This window comes from Lentibacter sp. (assembly GCF_029254145.1).
In the GTDB taxonomy this organism is placed as follows: domain Bacteria; phylum Pseudomonadota; class Alphaproteobacteria; order Rhodobacterales; family Rhodobacteraceae; genus Lentibacter.
Genome location: NZ_JAQWYD010000023.1, coordinates 25,468 through 41,303 on the forward strand (window position 1 = coordinate 25,468; position 15,836 = coordinate 41,303).

The following is a 15,836-nucleotide window of genomic DNA, read 5'->3' on the forward strand; positions in this document are numbered from 1 at the left end:
GGTTAATGCGCAGCACCTGTGTGCCAAATGAATGCGCGCATTTCCAGAGTAAAAACCCCTAAGTACTGATTTTCGTGCCAACACCGTCCATAATCTGCGCCACATAAGTGGCAATCGCCGTGTCCTGAGCACCTGTCCCCGTTAGGTCGCAGATGGTGATATCCGCTTCGCTCCGTCGTCCCTCGGCCTTGCCAATAACAACGTCTCCAAGCTCTGTCGGCATCTTGCCTTCAGGCCAAACCCCTGCTGCCAAGGCCGCCTCAAGCTCGCCTGAAACCATGCACTGACTGCCATTGTCGGCCACATAGTGATCGGCCTTGGCAAGCGCCCTAGCGTCAATCTCGTTCTTGCCTGTCTGATCCGCACCCATCGCAGTGATATGGAGGCCCTTGTGCAACCACTCGGCCTTGATCACAGGCTCGCGCGCAGGCGTTGTCGTCACGACAAGCTGACTCTGCGCAACAAGATCCGCAGCATCCGTCGTTATCTCGCAATCAATGCCAAGCGTTTCACTCAGATCCGCCGCACAGCGCGCCGCCTTTTGCATATCGCGCCCAAAGACCAAGAGCCGCTCAAACGGGCGTACCAAATGTGCCGCCTGCATCTGGAGGCGCGCCTGCACACCCGTGCCTATCACACCTGCAACACGGACCTCTTTTGGCGCAAGGTGCTTTGCGGCAACAGCGCCCGCCGCGGCTGTGCGCAGATCAGTCAAATAGCCGTTGTCCAAAAACACGGCCTGCACCAGACCCGTTTTAGCTGACATAAGGATCATCAGCCCGTTGAGACTCGCCAAACCAAGCTTGGGGTTGTCAAAAAATCCAGGGCTCACCTTGATCGCAAAGCCATCAAAGCCTTCAATATAGGCGGTCTTCACATCAACCTCGCCGTTGGCCTTCTCAAGCTCCATCGACAAGATCGCCGGCATGGTCACCTTGCCTTTTGCCAGCGCCGCAAAACCACTTTCGATAACTTCAATCAGTTCGCCATTGAGCGAAACCAGACCACGCAGCTCCGCTTCGGTCACGATAGAAACGTCATGTGCCATATGGCCTCCCTTTGATCTCCCGTTCGCCGAGCTGAACGCTTTGCCCCGCGTAAATTCGTGCACTTTGCTTCATGTCGGCGTTGCGCCCAGTCAGGATTGTCGCGACAGGCCCCGCAGGCTTAGGCAGTTTGCCGGCCAACATCGCAGCAATCGCGACAACACATGCGCCTTCAGCAATGAGCCGATCTTCATAGAACAACACTTGCATCGCGTGGTAGATTTCGTCCTCAGTCACCAGAAGCACATCGTCGAGCAACTCTTTGCAGGCTGCAAAGCTCAACTGGTTTTCAAGCCCGATACCTCCTCCAAGGCTGTCAACAAGACTCGGCACTTCTTCAACTTCCAGAGGAGAGCCTGCTCTGAGGCTCTCATACATCGCAGCCCCACGCTCCATGCTGATGCCGTATATTTTGATGTCAGGCTTGAGCGCCTTGGCCGCCGTCGCCACGCCTGCAGCCAAGCCACCTCCAGACAAAGGCACATATATCGTTTCAAGCTCGGGAACCGTTTCAAGCATTTCAATCCCGATGGTTCCCTGCCCTGCAATCACGTAGCCGTCGTCAAATGGAGAAATTTCGACGAGCCCCTCTTCAGCCACCAACCGCAACACTTCAACCTGCGCCTCATCTTGTGAGCGCCCGATGATACGGACCTCTGCACCCAAGGCACGAATGCCCTCGACCTTCGCTTCAGGCACAAGCTCAGACATACAAATGACCGCGCGTACCCCCGCCTTGGCAGCGGCATAAGCCACTCCGCGTCCATAGTTGCCTGTAGAACAGCACGTTACACCGCGCGTCCCTTTGGGTAGGTTCGCAACAGCATTCATCGCCCCACGCAGCTTGAACGCCCCGATCGGCTGCATCATCTCGCATTTGTAATAAAACGGCTGACCAGCGGCCGCGCTCATATAGGGCGACAGGATCATCGGTGTAGCATCCGCCAGCCCCGCTATAACGCGCTGCGCAGCATTAATATCGCTCAATTCAACGCGCATAAGCCCCCCACTGTCCCGTTCTCGTCTCTGAAAGAACAGCCAACCGCCTGTGTCAGCCCCAAATCGAACCCGTCAACACTCTGTTGACGGCCTGCCAAACAGGGGCTGCATCAAGATCACGGTGAGATACATCGGGATCTGATAGCACCCCAAAAATATCAAAAATTCAGGCGACTGCGTGACAGGCAAAGCGACGAAAAACAAAGCGACATTGCGGTTTCCGGCCACAATCGAAAACGGCACGACCTCTTCCTCTGCCATGTTCGGGCCCAACAAAAGATAAGCGCTGGCTTGCAGCCCGAAGTTGACCAGAAGCACGAGAGCGAGCCACTTGCCGACTTCTAAAGGAGTGGCCTTGATCGCAGGCCCCAAAGCACTCATCAAGCCGATCACAATAACCGCAAGCGCGATAGACATAACCCCGTCAAGAGCGGCGCGGCGTTCTGCTTCTAGCTCGGGCAAAGCAATATGACGTGTTAGAAAAGCCAGTCCGATGGCAGCCCAAATTGAGAGGAGTAACGTGCCAGAGGCCAAAAGTGCTGCATTCAGATCACCCAACTCAGGACTGAACCAGAACACAGGAATAACCGTCAGCGGCAACAGCGCGGTCCCCAGAATAAGGAGGCGAAACGCAGGCTCAGGCGCGTGGCCGAGCAAGATCGAAATATTCGGGCTCCCCGTCACGGAAGGCGCCGCAAGCATCAATGTAAAGGCGATAGCGTAGGGGGAGCCCGCGAGGCCAAAAAGCCAAAACCCAGCAAGCGCGAGCAAAGGCAGAACAAGTTGATAACTCAACACAACAGCAAGCGTACGGCGCACGCCCTTTAGCCCCAGAAGCGCGTCACGATGGCCAACACGCAACCCTGTCAAAAACAAAAGCAACAACACAAGCTCCGCCAGCCATGGCTTCAAAGCCTGTGCAAGCTCGGGCAACACTAGCCCACCCAAAAGACCAAGCACCAACGCCCAGCGCCCGTGCTTGGCCAAAAAGCCAAGTGCCACGAGCATCGCTAGCCCGAAGCACCCTGACGGATATTGTCAGGCAACCACGTCGCCAACTCGGGGAAGATAACAAGGATCACAACCATCAAAAGCATGAGCCCAACCATCGGAATGGCCGTCTTGGCGATATAGCTGATCTCATGGCGCGTCATGCCCTGCAAAACGAACAGATTAAACCCAATCGGCGGCGTGACCTGCGCCGTCTCGATTACCACCACGAGGAAGATCCCAAACCAGATCACATCAATCCCCGCCGCTCGGATCATCGGCTCGACAATCGCCATGGTCAAAACCACCGAGGACAACCCGTCCATGAACATGCCAAGCACCAAATAGAACAACGTCAAGACAGCAATCAGCGCAACCGGCGAAAGATTGTAGCTGTCAATCAACCCCGCAAGCGCACGCGGCAGGCCCGTGAAGCCCATAGACAGCGACAAGAACGCCGCGCCCATCAGGATAAAGGCGATCATCGCCGAGGTCTTGGTTGCCCCCATGAGCGCCTGCTTAAAGGTGTTCCAATCAAGCGAGCCTTGCACAGCCGACAAGACCAAAGCCCCAAAGACCCCCACAGCGGCGGCTTCCGTTGCTGTCGCATAGCCAGAATACATCGAGCCAATGACAATAAACACAAGCCCGAAAAGCGGCAGCAGAAAGCGGCTCTCCGCCATACGCTTTGAGAAAGACATCTTGGGTTCAGGCTCTGGGCGCTGGTCTGGGTAAAGATAGTGCCAAGCAATGATGTAGAGCATAAAAAGCCCTGCCAAAACCAGACCAGGAAAGACACCTGCCATAAACAGCTTGGTGATGCTTTCGTTAATCGTCACGCCATAAACAATCAGCGTGAGGGACGGCGGGATCATCAGACCCAAGGTGGCAGCGCCCGCAAGCGTCCCGATGATCATGAACTCAGGGTAGCCGCGCTCGCGCAACTCGGGGATCGACATCTTGCCAACCATATTGAGCGTTGCAGCCGAAGAGCCCGAGACAGCCGCAAAAATGGTGCAGCCCGCGATATTCGTATGCAGCAGTCCCCCCGGCAAATAGCGCATCCAAGGCGCAAGCCCGCGGAACATGTCCTCGGATAATCGTGTTCGATACAGGATTTCGCCCATCCAGATAAAGAGAGGCAGCGCCGTGAGCGTCCAGCTTGAAGCACCCGACCAGATCGTTGTGATCATCGCGTCGCCTGCGGGGCGCATTGTGAACAGCTCCATGCCAACCCAAGCGACACCCATAAGAGCAAGACCGATCCAGACAGAGCCCCCCAAAAGCGCAAAGAGGACGAAGAGGAAAATAACTGTGGCGTAAAGTTCGCTCATTCTAGAACCTCTCCATGAATTTGTGTTTCGCGATAGCAAAGCAGGCGTGTGAGATAGTCCCAGATCGCAACCGCCAAAAGCACGGTTCCGATCGACATCGGCAACTGTGGCAGCCAGACAGGCGTGTAAACCCAGCCCTCAGCTGAGTTCGCCCAAAGCTCGCCCCACTTCAGCGGCGAGGTCGCAAACATCGATAAGAACGTGATCAGCCACTCGGGCGTAAAGTCCTGCCCCTGTGTGCGGTCATTCAACATCTCAGACATAATGTTGGTTTTGATGGCATAGCGCGCAAAATATGTTGCCGTCACGGCAGCAATCCACATCGCAAGAGCATCAAGCCAGAATTTGGTAAACGCATTGAGGTTGAGAAAAATCGAAACCCTGATGTGCGCGCCTTGCGTCAGCGTATAAGCGAGCGCAAAAAACGAGGTCGCGGCCATGGCGTAGCCTGCGTATTCCGTTGATCCTGGGAAGGTAACATTGGACCATCTGGCAACCATCTGGCCAATGATCAGCAAAAGGATGACCACCATAAAGACAGCGGCCACAGCGCCCGCCAACGCGTAAATTTTATCTAGTGCCCGCCACAAAGGCTGCAACATCCGCACCGCAGACGGGCCTTTCCACAAGCAATAGAGCGCCAAAACTGTCGGAAAAACAAAGAGCCAGACCCATAAAGGCAGCCCCAGAAACGCTTGCCAATCTCTCATGACCCTCCCCCTTTTTTATTTTATTTATAGGTTTTAGCAGCCTCACCGCACAGCGTGCGATGAGGCCACCTAAGCTTAGCTTACGTTTTTAGTTTGCGTTATAGGCATCGAGAATGGCTTGGGCATCAGCGCCCGCTTCGGCCACCCAGTCGCTTTGCATCTTCGCGCCGATTTTTTGCAACTCGGCAAGGAACTCGGGCGCTGCATCTTCAACGACCATGCCATTGGCTTCGAGCTGTTCAAAATACCAGTCCGCCAGACTTGCCGATTTGGCATTACAGGCCACACCGGTTTCGTCCGCGGCTTTTTGAACAGAGGCCTGCATATCCGCGCTCAGCCCATCCCAAACACCTTTGTTTACCATCACATAGTTACGTGGGTGCCAGGCGTTGACTTTGTAGTAGTGGGTCAGCGTTTCCCAGACCTTGCGGTCATAGCCTGTCGAACCTGACGAAATGAACGCCTCGGCAACACCCGTCGCCAAAGCTTGGCTGAGTTCTGCAGCTTCAACCTGAACAGGAATCATTCCGAGCTCTTCGGCAAATGTCGCTGTCGCTGTGTTATAGGAGCGGAATTTTACGCCCTGCGTATCGGCAGAAGACGCCACTGGCTTCTTGAAGTAAAAGCCCTGACCTGGCCATGCACAGGTATAAAGCGTGACAAGGTTTTGCTCCGCAAGCTGGCCGTTTACTTTGTCTTTTGCTGCCGCCCAGAGTTTTTCGTTGTCTGCGTAGTTTGTGGCAATAAACGGCACGTTGTCCCAGCCCAAAAGCGGCGCTTCGTTCGCGTGAGCGCTCATAAAGCGTTCGCCGATTGGCGCTTGCCCTGTCTGGACCGCGCGTTTGATTTCGCCGCCCTTAAACAGTGAGCCACCTGGATGAACCGTGATGTCGATCTCGCCGCCTGTGTACTCTCGTACTTTGTCAGCAAACACGACGCCCATTTCAGAGTGGAAGTTGCTCGCGGCATACGCCATTGGCATATCCCACTTTTCTGCCGAAGCCGCATTCGCCGCAATCGCCAAAGCAACACTCGCCGCAGCAGTGCTCAATTTTTGTGTCAGTGTCTTCATTGTCTTTTCTCCCTTTGGTTTCTTCAGTTTCTTGGTTTGTTTAGCCCTTAGCAAAGCGCATGGGCTGAAAGGGGCGCATATCATTGTTAGAATGCTGCCCCATAATCATGTCAGCCACAAGCCGACCCGTCTTTGGCCCACCTGTGAGGCCAATGTGGTGATGGCCAAATGCGGCAAAAACGCCGCTCGTCCCAACCTCACCAATCAGCGGCAAGCTGTCGGTAGGGGCAGGTCGAAAGCCAAGCCACTCTTCTTCTCCATCGGCTTCAAGCCTTGGAAAAAACGCTTTCACTTTTTTGCGCAGCAGAGCGAGAGGCGCTTTGGACCGCTCCTCTGTCAGCCCGCCAAATTCAACGATGCCAGCGCAGCGTAGCCCCTGATTCATAGCTGTTGCAACAAATTTGCCCTCAGCCAACATCATCGGGTTGTTTGGGACTTCGCTCGGCCCTTTGAAAACAATGTGATATCCCCGCTCGGCCTCAAGCGGCACACTGATACCAAGCTTGCCCATCAACGGCTTGGACCAGACACCCGAAGCGATCACAGCCTTGTCACACTCAAAGCGCCCCTCGGTTGTTTCTACCGCCGACACCGCGCCCCCGCTCACATCAAAATCTTTCACTTCTGCCTGCACAAAGCGCCCGCCCAGCTGCTCCAGAAGCGCCACGAGATCTTTCACATATGAGCCTGGGTTGAGAATGAACCCATGATTTTTCATGACAGCAAGAAGTCCCGCTGCTTCGCTCAGGATTGGTTCCCGCTGATGGACTTCGTCCCCCTCCACAAGCTCAGGCACAAAGCCCGCCTCGGCGCGCAACTTCCAGCTAAAGGCATCTGCGTCAAAAGCCGCACGGTCCTTATAAACAAAGGAATAGTCGGACTCGCACACCCATTTGGAGGCGTCCGTCCCATGCGTCAGGGCCTGATGCTGCTCAAGGCTATCCCCGACAATAGTGGTCAAACCTTGGCTGATCCGCCGCGTATCGCCAGAATTTGCATGGCTCATATAGCGCACAAGCCAAGGCACAAGTTTTGGGAGGTAGCTCCAACGCATGAACAATGGAAAATTCGGATCAGCCAGATAAGCTGGCGCCTTGCGGAGCAGACCTGGCCCTGTAACAGGCACAACAGAGGAACTGGCCAAAATACAGCCGTTGCCATAAGACGCCCCCATTCCGGGCTCGCCCTTATCAATCAGCGTAACTTCCTTGCCTGCGCGCCGCAGCCATATCGCGCTGGCAGCGCCAACGATCCCAGCTCCGACAATCACAATGTGCTCTGACTTCATTACGCGTTCCCCTATCGCTGAATTGAGCATGCGGAGTCTCCTTCATCATTTCAAATACAATTAAATAGCCTTCACATAACTTTTTATTATACTGTATTCGCATGCGCCTTAGATTCAGACAACTTCAAGCCTTCCATGCCATCGTCGAAAGCGGGACCGTAACAGGCGCCGCCGAAGCACTTGGGATTTCTCAGCCAGGAATTTCGAATCTCCTAGCTCAGCTTGAGCGCCAAACAGGCCTGCCACTTTTTGAGCGTGTACATGGCCGTCTCGTACAAACGCCTGAAGCGGCGATGCTCTTCCGCGAAATCGATACGGTCGTGCGCGGTCTCGACCACGTCACCCAAACAGTCGTTGATTTGCAAAACAAGCAAGCGGGCCAGCTCCAAGTCGCGTCGCAACACTCGATGTCTTTTGGCTTTATTCCAGCCGTCATCGCAAAGTTCGCCAAAGACCGACCTGATATGAACATCTCGTTTCAGTCCCAGTATTCGACCAAAATTCAGGAATGGGTCACATCCGGGCTTTTTGAAATCGGGATATGCGAGCGCCCTCTGCTCTATGACACACTCACGGTCTATCCGCTTCATGTCCAAACTCGCCTCGCAATTCACCGCGACGACCCACTCGCGCAGTATGATGTTTTGACCCCCGAATTGCTCGGCGATACTCCCATTATAGCCATGGGCCCTGATCATATGACGCACCGCCGCCTGCGCGAGGCCTTCGCCGATGCGAGCATTCCAATGCGCACACGCGTGCACTCACATCTTTTCAAGAACCTGCTGAGTTTTGTAAAAGAAGGTATGGGCGTGTCTTTGCTTGACCCCTTCGTGCTCGAGCACGACTTCGACCCCCGTTTTGTCTCACGCGCCTTTGAACCCGCCATCAACATGGATATGGCCGTCATCACTTCGGCGACGCGCCCGCTGTCCCAAACAGCGAAGGATTTCCTTACGCTGCTTCTCAAGGAGCTTGAGCCCTACCAAACGCCCAGCTAAGCAGAGCTATCAAGCGCCCAGAACGGCCAGAACCCAAAATGAGGGCCAAATGTCCCAGCCAGAACAGCAGATAAAACCGCGCCTCGGAATCCTACTGCTCGACACAGCGTTTCCGCGCATCTTGGGCGATATCGGCAATCCAGAAAGCTGGCCCTTTCACGTGCGCTACGAGGTGGTCAAAGGCGCAACCCCTGACGCGATTGTCAAAGGCGACCCAACCCAAATGCTCGACGCCTTCATCCAAGCAGGCCAAAAGCTCGTTGCCAACGGCTGCACAGGGATCACAACAACCTGTGGGTTCCTGTCGCTCCTGCAAGACGATCTCAAGTCCGCTCTAGGCGTCCCTGTCGCAACATCATCGCTCATGCAAATTCCAACGATCAACGCTCTTTTGCCCTCAGGCAAGTGTGCCGCCGTACTCACCATTTCAGCCGATAGCCTAACAGCCGCCCACCTGAGAGCTGCGGGCGCGCCACTCGACACCCCCATCATCGGCACAGACGACGGTGCATTTAGCGCTGCTATCCTTGGCAACAAGCCTGAGCTTGACGTAGACGCCTCAAAAGCCGAGATCACCGCTGCCGCAAAACAGCTTTGCGCCGCGCACCCTAATGTAGGCGCACTTGTACTCGAATGCACCAACATGCCGCCCTATGCCGCCGCTGTTGCAGAAGCAACGGGGCTCCCCGTCTATTCAATTTATAGCTTGGTGAGCTGGTTTGAAGCTGGCCTCGCGCCCCGCAGTTTCTAGGCGGTTCCCAAAGGGCAACCAGCTGAAATTAAGAAAAAGATTGCCAATTGACCCCAAGAAACTAAGCTCGGGTGGTTGTGGCCAAGAGATTCTCTGTCTATCGCGGGGCCGTACGGGGAGATCAATAAAAAGCGCATGACCGATAAATCAAACAAAAACACCACGGCTGCCACGCTAGAAGTAGAAGACTTGCACAAATCATTTGGAGACCTTGAGGTCCTCAAAGGTGTGTCCATGACTGCGCGCGAAGGCGATGTCGTCTCGATTGTCGGCTCCTCTGGGTCGGGCAAAAGCACATTTTTGCGCTGCATAAATCTTCTGGAACTTCCCACCGCAGGCACGATCCGCCTCTCGGGCGAAGACGTAAAATTCAAAGGCAACGGAAAAGACCGCGTGCCATCAGACAAGAAACAAGTCGCGCGGCTGCGCTCTCAGCTTGGCATGGTCTTTCAAAGCTTCAATCTTTGGCAGCATATGACTGTTTTGCAAAATGTCATGGAAGGTCAAGTGCAGGTACTTGGAGTGCCCAAGGCCGAGGCCCGCGAGCGCGCTGAAAGTATTCTTGAGCGTGTCGGGCTTTATGACAAACGCGAGCAATATCCAGCGTTTCTGTCTGGAGGCCAACAGCAGCGCGCCGCCATCGCGCGCGCCGTGGCGATGGAGCCCAAAGTTATGCTCTTTGACGAGCCGACATCGGCGCTTGATCCTGAGCTTGTCGGTGAAGTGCTCAAAGTTATTCGTGGTCTTGCCGAAGAAGGCCGCACCATGATCCTCGTGACGCATGAAATGCGATTTGCGCGCGATGTATCGTCAGAGGTGGTTTATCTGCACGAAGGCCGCGTCGAAGAACGCGGCGCGCCAGAAACCATCTTCACGAACCCCAGCAGTGAACGTTTTGCCTCGTTCATTCAAACAACTCACTAACCAACAAAAAACGGGAGACTAAAATGAAACTTAAATCAATCCTTGGCACAGTTGCCGCTCTGGCCCTCACGGCTACAGCAGCCACAGCCGAAATCAAAATCGGTTTCGCCGCCGAAGCCTACCCACCCTTCACAGCAAAGAACGCTGCCGGCGAATGGGAAGGTTTTGAAGTCGATCTCAAAAACGCTCTTTGTGCAGCGATGGAAGAAGAATGCGTCGTCGTTGACGTAGCGTGGGACGGCATCATCCCGGCTCTTCTCGCTGGCAAAATCGACGCGATCGTTGCGTCAATGTCAATCACAGCCGAGCGTATGGAGACAATCAACTTCTCCGATAAATATTACAACACACCCGCCGTTCTGGTGGCGCCAAAGTCCATGGACATCGGCCCAGATAGCCTTGCGGGCAAAATCGTAGGCGTGCAAGTTTCGACAATTCACCAAAACTATGCCGAAAAGCACTTTGATGGCACAGAAATCAAAACCTACAGCACGTTTGATGAGCACAACCAAGACCTGACAGCAGGCCGTGTTGACGCCGTTGTTGGCGACTCAATTGCCTTCGCCGATTACCTTGCAAGTGCTCCAGACATGGAAGTGAAAGCAGAGCTTAACGACGAAGAAGTCTTCGGACCAGGCGTCGGTGTTGGCATGCGCAAAGAAGACACAGAACTGGCCGCGAAGTTTAACGCAGCGATCAAACAGATCCGCGAAGATGGCACCTATGACGCCATCGGCAAAAAGTTCTTCGACTTTGACATTTACGGCGGCTAAACGCCCTGTGTGCGCGGCGGTGTCTTCTGCCGCGCACTTTTTATCTGATCGGACTTCATGGAAAACGCGCTCGAACTCTTGGCCCTCTCGCCCCCCGGATGGGGTGGCAACTTGCTGCGCGGGCTTTGGAGCACGTTCCAGATCGCGCTTGGAGCCTATGCTCTTGGGCTTGCGCTTGGCCTTTTTGGCGCCTTCGGAAAAATATACGGTGGTCCCGTCTTGCGCGGCGCACTCACAGTCTACACGACGGTTATTCGGGCCGTGCCCGAACTCGTCCTGATCCTCCTTCTCTATTACCTCGGCACAGACCTGCTCAATATGGCGCTCACCTCAATGGGGTTTGAGCGCATGGATATTTCAGGCCTTTGGGCCGGCATCTATGTGATCGGCTTTGTTCAAGGCGCTTATTCGACAGAAGTCCTTCGCGGCGCATTTCTCGCTGTCCCCTTTGGGCAAATCGAAGCCGCGCGCGCCATCGGCATGTCAGCCTTCAAATCACACTGGCGTATCATATTGCCAGCCATGATCCCTTTCGCCCTGCCAGGTCTGGCCAATCTCTGGCTCATCGCCACCAAAGAAACCGCTCTGCTTGCGGTCGTCGGCTTTTCTGAGCTCGCGCTTGAAACCAAGCAGGCCGCAGGCGCAACAAAGTCTTACTTCATGTTCTATATGGCCGCAGCCGTACTCTACCTCGCGCTGTCCCTCGCCTCCACGGGCGTCTTTGCTCTGATCGAGCGGCACTTCCGCCGCGGTCAGCCAAGTCAGAGTTAAGCATATGGATTGGTCATGGCTCCCCGAGTATCTCCCGCGCTTCGCAGAAGGCCTCTGGCTTACCCTGCAGCTCTTATTCTGGTCGATCCTGATCGGCATGTCTCTAGCGATCCCGATTGGCCTTGTGCAAGTCACAGGCCCACGCCCGCTCGCTTGGCTTGCGCGTGCCTTCACAACAGTGATCCGCGGCACTCCTCTGCTCATTCAGCTCTGGCTGATTTACTACGGCGTCGGCTCGCTCTTTCCCTCGATACCCGGTATCCGCGAAAGCTTCCTCTGGCCCGTGTTACGCGATGCCTTCCCCTATGCGGTCCTGGCGTTTTCCTTGTCCGTAGCAGGCTATGAGGGCGAGATCATGCGCGGCGCCTTCCGTGGTGTCCCCAAAGGCGAACTTGAGGCCGCGCGCGCCATCGGCATGAGCCCCTTCCAAGTGCTCCGCCGAGTCTGGCTGCCTCGCGCCTTACAGAACACATTCCCGACCCTCACGGGCGAATTTATCCTCACACTCAAAGCCACACCACTTGCAGCGACCATCACAGTCTTCGAGGTCTATGGCATCGGATCGATCGTGCGGCAGGAAACATACAAAATATATGAGCCACTGCTCTTTGTTGCAGCAATCTATCTCTGCCTCACAGGCATTCTTGTCCTCGGGTTCCGCTATCTGGAAAACCGCATCCCAAAACAATCCCGCAGTTAAAGGCGCCTCATGTCCCGCTCATATACCTTTTCGCATGCGATCTCACGCCAACCCTCGCAAAGCATCATCAAAGGCCTGCGCGCTGTGGATAAAGGCACACCTGACCTAGCGCTCTTTGCCGAGCACCACGCTGACTATATCGCAGCTCTGCGCTCCACAGGCGCCCATGTCGAGCTTCTCGATGCGCTCGAAGACTATCCCGATAGCGTCTTTGTTGAAGATGCCGCCCTCTGCCTGCCTGAAGGGGCCGTTGTCATGCGCCCCGGCGCGCCGACACGCCTCGGCGAAGCCGCAATCATGGCGCCCACATTGGCAAGCTTCTACGCAGACATCCGCACAATCGAAGCCCCAGACTTTATCGAAGGAGGCGACATCCTAACGACAGAAAAAGAAATCCTCGTCGGGACGTCAGCCCGCACCACATCGGGCGGCATAGAAGCCCTCCGCCGCGCGACAGTCGACTGGGGCTACACCGTGCGCGAAGTCGCCACGCCTGCGGGCGTGCTGCACTTCAAGACCGACTGCTCGCTGCTCGATGAAGAGACCATCCTCTCCACCAAACGCCTCGCCGACTCAGGCTGCTTTGAGGGCTACCGCGTCATCCATACCGCCGAGGGCGAAGAGGCCTGCGGCAACACCATCCGCTTCAACGCACTGGTGATCATGCCCTCAGGCTTCCCACGCACAGCAGAGGCACTTGATAAGGCCGGCTATACAGTGCGTGAAGTCGGCAATTCAGAGGCCGCCAAACTCGACGGAGGCATGTCCTGCCTGAGCCTGCGCTTCTCGCCGCCAAAGCCCCCAGTTAAGGCCTAAGCCAGCCCTCATAAGCGAGCAAGACGACATCAAAGATAGGAGCGCGCACTTCTATCGAGAAGTGATACGCCCCACCTGCCCCCCATTCGCAGGCAGTGACGCGCGGCCATAGCGCGCGCGGCAAAGGCATGTCCATAAAACGAACCCCTCTGGTCTCTTGGCTGAGCGCTCCATGCTCAATCACAAGCTCGGAGGTGATCGTCACAACGCCCATACGCTCAACAACCAGATCACCCGACTGCCAGACCTCGGAGCGCAACTCGCGGTCCTTAATCTGCCGCCGCCAAATCGCTACGTTTTCCTCTTCTCGCGTGCCAAACCAAAGTGGCGCATCTTTGCAAGGTGGGGGAAAGCCAAAGAGTTGCATGATTGGAGAGGCGCGCAAACTGATCTCGCCCTCTTTGACGCCGACCTGACGATGGAGCGCCTGAACTTCAGGCGCAAGCGCCTCAAAACGCGCGCCGAGAATGCGTTCAAATAGCCTCATATCAGAATTCTCCTCACGTCTCTGCCGACCAAACCTGCCCGCGTTGGACTAGGCTTTGATCTGACAAATGACAAGTCATCAAAGGAAAATGGCAGGGGCACACAGACTCGAACTGTGGGCCTACGGTTTTGGAGACCGTCGCTCTACCAACTGAGCTATACCCCTAAGGCCGAGCTATCGATTAAATCGCGGCGCGGCGGAAATCAAGGCGCTTTTTCATTCAAAGCGCTTTTTCAGCAGCAAGGCTGCAAAACTTGGCGATTTATGATTTGCATCTTCTTTTTCGGCAGCGTCCTCAACTGCATAAACCGGGTCGCTAAACATACCCTGCACAACAGTCTCTTCGGGTTGTCCGATAAACCCGAGCCCCAAATCCTCAAAAGCTCTCTCAAGCACAGCCCACAACCGTGCTCTATGGCTCGGCTGCGCCTCCAATACTCTTGGGTGGTCTGCCAAGAGGCGGCCCTCTGCTCTCTGATCTATGACACCCCAACATGGAAAGCCCGCAAAAACAAAGACAATCTCCTCGGCCCCGTCCGCCTTCATCAGTTGTGCCATCCTAACGGCGCGACGCTCCTGCAAGAATTGCTTGGCCGCAGATGCAAGTGCCGCCTCACTGACCGAGCGCTCATGATCAAGCATCAGATCGATATATGCTGCGAAAAACTCAGCCAACCGAAGCCGCACGCCATAAAAGACGAAAACATTGAAGTCTTTGGTCCGCAGACGCTCGCGCCCCCTTCCGTTCACAAAAAGAACAGCCTTTTCGGCTTCTGGCGTGATTGGACGCAACGCGCCTTTGCCCTAGTGAATATTGCGATACTCGCTGCCAGCTGCGCCCCAAAACTCCACGTCATATCCGGGAAAGCTCAGCAATCCGCCGTCAAAAGCGCGACGCACAGCGCCAAGATTGCTATCGCCAAAAATCGCAAGCTTACTTTGCGAAGGCATTGAGCAACTCCTCTTCACACATCACATCACTTTCAGATCGTACTTTGCCCTGCTTGCGGGTCTTGCCCGATGCAGACGGAACGACCTCTCCAAACACTCGGCGCTGATCCTCAAAGAAATGCTTCATGACCGTTGCAACACCTTCAGGCACGACAGCCCGCATGTTTGGCGCAAAGAACATCCCGCGAAACACGGGGTGCGTGATGATCTCATAAGAGGGGAAGTAATCGATAGCCTCCGCAGCACCAGCCAGCTCTCCCGCAACGGCGCGTAACAGCGATTTGGAATGAGACGTGGCCGCCAACACATGTGCCCCCGAGGCAGAGGCAACCAACGGCACCGGCGAAACTGTAAGTAAGATTTTCAAAGTGCTGTTCTTTTCCCGCATCAGAGCAATTGCGGCCTCCAGATCGTCACGCAATTGCACGAAACTGGCATTGTGAAAGCGATGCACAGCATCATCAAACTCAGCCCCCGCAACGGTGCCAGGGCAGAGCGCATATTCAAAATCTGTGCCACTATGACGCCATGCCTCTGTCAGCCCGAGCGTAAAGATAAAAACATCTGCTTCCAGAACAGCATTTCGGATACTCGCCAGTGTCGCCCGACGCGCAGATTGCAACTCGTCGCAGTGAGCGAAACCATTTGGCTCAATCACAGGCCGAAGCGGATCAAACCAACGGCCCTCTGCCTCCCATAGCTCGGTGTCACCCCCTCAAACGCAAGCCGCAGCCATTGCAGCAGCATTCTAGGCGTATAGATATTCCCTGTCCGACAGCTAAAAACCCCGTAGTTGAGAGCCTTCGCATCCTCCCCAACAACCCAAGGCGGCGCGGGTTCCGCGTCAAGCCAGCTATATCCACGTTCCGCAAGTGCTCGGCCAATGTGCTGAGCAAAACAACTGCCCGCTGTCACGATTTTATGCTCGGGGCGCACGTGGAACTTTGGCGTCCAAAGATGCTCGAGCCCTAGCGGGCCCTTTTCTGCGACAGCCGTGCGCCAAAATGCAGAAGTGCCTAGCGCATCATAGGGGTTACTCATTCTCTGGCACAATCCGTACTGTTTCCAGAAGCGTAACAAAGCACACCCGAAGCATCAACAATAAGAAAAAGGGCCGCCCTTTTGAGGCGGCCCTTTCTAGGTCTGGATAAGCTCTAGAGCTTACGCGATGATCTTCGCTACAACGCCCGAACCAACGGTACGGCCGCCTTCGCGGATCGCAA

The 15,836-nt window shown here is 55.4% G+C and carries 19 protein-coding genes and 1 tRNA gene; 7 read left to right on the plus strand and 13 right to left on the minus strand.

The features are described from left to right. Positions 1-58 precede the first annotated feature (58 nt). The 7 genes from P8O11_RS02835 to P8O11_RS02865 all read right to left on the minus strand — a co-directional run bounded on the left by P8O11_RS02835 (position 59) and on the right by P8O11_RS02865 (position 7,439). The gene (locus tag P8O11_RS02835; protein WP_300291433.1) at positions 59-1,048 is read right to left on the minus strand and encodes a cyclodeaminase; all 990 of its coding nucleotides are present in this window, start codon (positions 1,046-1,048) and stop codon (positions 59-61) included. After that, positions 1,038-2,045, minus strand: a complete 1,008-nt coding sequence (gene eutB / locus P8O11_RS02840; protein ID WP_300291435.1) for a hydroxyectoine utilization dehydratase EutB — start codon at positions 2,043-2,045, stop codon at positions 1,038-1,040. Before eutB ends, P8O11_RS02835 begins: the two co-directional genes overlap by 11 nt. A 72-nt stretch (positions 2,046-2,117) precedes the next feature. Continuing rightward, entirely contained in the window at positions 2,118-3,053 is a 936-nt protein-coding gene (locus tag P8O11_RS02845) for a hypothetical protein (protein ID WP_300291437.1), read from the minus strand. Between the two features lie 2 nt (positions 3,054-3,055). After that, complete coding sequence (locus P8O11_RS02850; RefSeq protein WP_089887606.1) at positions 3,056-4,369, minus strand: TRAP transporter large permease; 1,314 nt, start codon at positions 4,367-4,369, stop codon at positions 3,056-3,058. Beyond that, positions 4,366-5,079, minus strand: coding sequence for a TRAP transporter small permease (locus P8O11_RS02855; protein WP_300291441.1), 714 nt, complete (start codon positions 5,077-5,079; stop codon positions 4,366-4,368). The genes P8O11_RS02850 and P8O11_RS02855 overlap by 4 nt, the downstream gene beginning before the upstream one ends. An 88-nt stretch (positions 5,080-5,167) precedes the next feature. Next, on the minus strand, positions 5,168-6,151 hold the full coding sequence (locus P8O11_RS02860; RefSeq protein ID WP_300291443.1) for a TRAP transporter substrate-binding protein: 984 nt from the start codon (positions 6,149-6,151) through the stop codon (positions 5,168-5,170). 40 nt (positions 6,152-6,191) lie between these two features. Next, on the minus strand, positions 6,192-7,439 hold the full coding sequence (locus tag P8O11_RS02865) for an FAD-binding oxidoreductase (protein WP_300291469.1): 1,248 nt from the start codon (positions 7,437-7,439) through the stop codon (positions 6,192-6,194). 101 nt (positions 7,440-7,540) lie between these two features. On the opposite strand from P8O11_RS02865, the gene P8O11_RS02870 reads away from it, so the two are divergent. The 7 genes from P8O11_RS02870 (at position 7,541) to P8O11_RS02900 (ending at position 13,175) form a co-directional block, all read left to right on the plus strand. Next, on the plus strand, positions 7,541-8,440 hold the full coding sequence (locus P8O11_RS02870; RefSeq protein ID WP_300291445.1) for a LysR family transcriptional regulator: 900 nt from the start codon (positions 7,541-7,543) through the stop codon (positions 8,438-8,440). Positions 8,441-8,489: 49 nt separating this feature from the next. Further along, entirely contained in the window at positions 8,490-9,191 is a 702-nt protein-coding gene (locus P8O11_RS02875) for an aspartate/glutamate racemase family protein (RefSeq protein WP_300291447.1), read from the plus strand. A gap of 135 nt (positions 9,192-9,326) precedes the next feature. Continuing rightward, complete coding sequence (locus tag P8O11_RS02880; protein WP_300291449.1) at positions 9,327-10,115, plus strand: ABC transporter ATP-binding protein; 789 nt, start codon at positions 9,327-9,329, stop codon at positions 10,113-10,115. Positions 10,116-10,138: 23 nt separating this feature from the next. After that, the gene (locus P8O11_RS02885; protein WP_273498721.1) at positions 10,139-10,888 is read left to right on the plus strand and encodes a transporter substrate-binding domain-containing protein; all 750 of its coding nucleotides are present in this window, start codon (positions 10,139-10,141) and stop codon (positions 10,886-10,888) included. A gap of 57 nt (positions 10,889-10,945) precedes the next feature. Beyond that, positions 10,946-11,659 (plus strand): ABC transporter permease subunit, encoded by a 714-nt coding sequence (locus P8O11_RS02890; protein ID WP_089887593.1) that lies wholly within the window; start codon positions 10,946-10,948, stop codon positions 11,657-11,659. A gap of 4 nt (positions 11,660-11,663) precedes the next feature. Next, positions 11,664-12,359, plus strand: a complete 696-nt coding sequence (locus tag P8O11_RS02895) for an ABC transporter permease (protein ID WP_089887591.1) — start codon at positions 11,664-11,666, stop codon at positions 12,357-12,359. Between the two features lie 9 nt (positions 12,360-12,368). After that, complete coding sequence (locus tag P8O11_RS02900; protein ID WP_300291454.1) at positions 12,369-13,175, plus strand: dimethylarginine dimethylaminohydrolase family protein; 807 nt, start codon at positions 12,369-12,371, stop codon at positions 13,173-13,175. On the opposite strand, the gene P8O11_RS02905 is transcribed toward P8O11_RS02900, so the two are convergent. From P8O11_RS02905 to P8O11_RS02930, 6 genes are all read right to left on the minus strand, one after another. Then, a complete protein-coding gene (locus P8O11_RS02905) occupies positions 13,165-13,662 on the minus strand; it encodes a DUF4166 domain-containing protein (RefSeq protein ID WP_300291456.1) in 498 nt (165 codons plus the stop codon). The genes P8O11_RS02900 and P8O11_RS02905 overlap by 11 nt on opposite strands. An 89-nt stretch (positions 13,663-13,751) precedes the next feature. Next, positions 13,752-13,827 (minus strand) — tRNA-Trp (locus P8O11_RS02910). A 51-nt stretch (positions 13,828-13,878) separates the two neighbouring features. Then, complete coding sequence (locus P8O11_RS02915; RefSeq protein ID WP_300291458.1) at positions 13,879-14,454, minus strand: hypothetical protein; 576 nt, start codon at positions 14,452-14,454, stop codon at positions 13,879-13,881. A 12-nt stretch (positions 14,455-14,466) separates the two neighbouring features. After that, a complete protein-coding gene (locus P8O11_RS02920; RefSeq protein WP_300291460.1) occupies positions 14,467-14,613 on the minus strand; it encodes a hypothetical protein in 147 nt (48 codons plus the stop codon). Continuing rightward, positions 14,597-15,235, minus strand: coding sequence for a GSCFA domain-containing protein (locus P8O11_RS02925; protein ID WP_300291462.1), 639 nt, complete (start codon positions 15,233-15,235; stop codon positions 14,597-14,599). Before P8O11_RS02925 ends, P8O11_RS02920 begins: the two co-directional genes overlap by 17 nt. 32 nt (positions 15,236-15,267) lie before the next feature. Next, entirely contained in the window at positions 15,268-15,654 is a 387-nt protein-coding gene (locus P8O11_RS02930) for a GSCFA domain-containing protein (RefSeq protein WP_300291465.1), read from the minus strand. Between the last annotated feature and the right edge of the window lie 182 nt (positions 15,655-15,836).